Below are 883 nucleotides of genomic sequence, written 5' to 3'. Positions count from 1 at the left end.
TAAAGTCGCAGATGGAAATGAAACAGTGACAAAAGCAATCGCAAATATCGAGAAGGGGCAACAGATTGTCGGTGAACTCAGCCGAACCTACAACAAAATTGCAACGTTATGTGGTTTACCAAACATCCCATTCGTTTAACAGCGGCAAGAGATGCCTAACAGTGCGATCAAGCTGACGCCAAAAGCTGCGCTTTTGGTGCCCTCCACGCTTCGCGTTCCGGCGCAGCTTACCTAGCGGCGTTAGGCTGCACAGGGAACTTCATGTTCACATCTACAGAGTTTTCTTCCGCCATCACTAGCGCATCTGAGCAGTTGGAAAAAGCTCGGCAAATGCTGAGAGCGATTGCCTGCCCGCCGATAGAAGCCCTTGAAATAAACCTTCGAGATCTGACGCAAGATTCGATTGGAGAACTCTTAGATCAAGTGCCTAGCGGTTACCGGAAGATCGACAAAGAAATCGACTATGTCTACGTCATTCGGCTGCAACCAGAAAAGCAGTCTCTAGTTCCGGTCTTGTGGGCACAGCTTGAAGCCGCTCGCACATTGGCCGATGACTATTGCCGTTTGAACAAGGAGAACGCAAATGCCAATGCCCTCTACGTCGGCCGATCGAAGAAACTCAAGAGCAGACTGACACAGCACCTCGGGACTGAGCAGCGGGGCATCTATTCAATGCACCTGCAGCGATGGGCCACAAGCAACGACGCCAAGATTTCAATCTGCTATATGAAGTTTGAGAAGCAAGAGGATCTTCTCGTACAGGCCATCGAAGATGGAATTTGGTCCTCCCTTAAGCCTGCATTTGGTCGCAAGGGCGAGCGCTAGTGCAGCCTACCCCTTCCATCGAGAGGGACGTCCAAGGGCTATCGCCCTTAGCCGCTCA

At 51.2% G+C, this 883-nt stretch carries 1 protein-coding gene; it reads left to right on the top strand.

Annotation, left to right across the window (positions count from 1 at the left end; all coding sequences use genetic code 11):
- Positions 1 to 261: 261 nt before the first annotated feature.
- Positions 262 to 825: a GIY-YIG nuclease family protein gene (locus ACDELDRAFT_RS23755; protein WP_005801729.1), complete on the top strand. Its 564-nt coding sequence runs from the start codon at positions 262 to 264 to the stop codon at positions 823 to 825.
- Positions 826 to 883: the final 58 nt, after the last annotated feature.

Source organism: Acidovorax delafieldii 2AN (assembly GCF_000175235.1).
GTDB classification, from domain to species: Bacteria; Pseudomonadota; Gammaproteobacteria; order Burkholderiales; family Burkholderiaceae_C; genus Acidovorax; species Acidovorax delafieldii_B.
This window is presented reverse-complemented; position numbering and strand designations above follow the sequence as displayed.

Bases quoted from the DNA above. Each gene is read 5' to 3' on its own strand.
- ACDELDRAFT_RS23755 (WP_005801729.1), top strand. From the start codon at position 262: ATGTTCACATCTACAGAGTTTTCTTCCGCCATCACTAGCGCATCTGAG.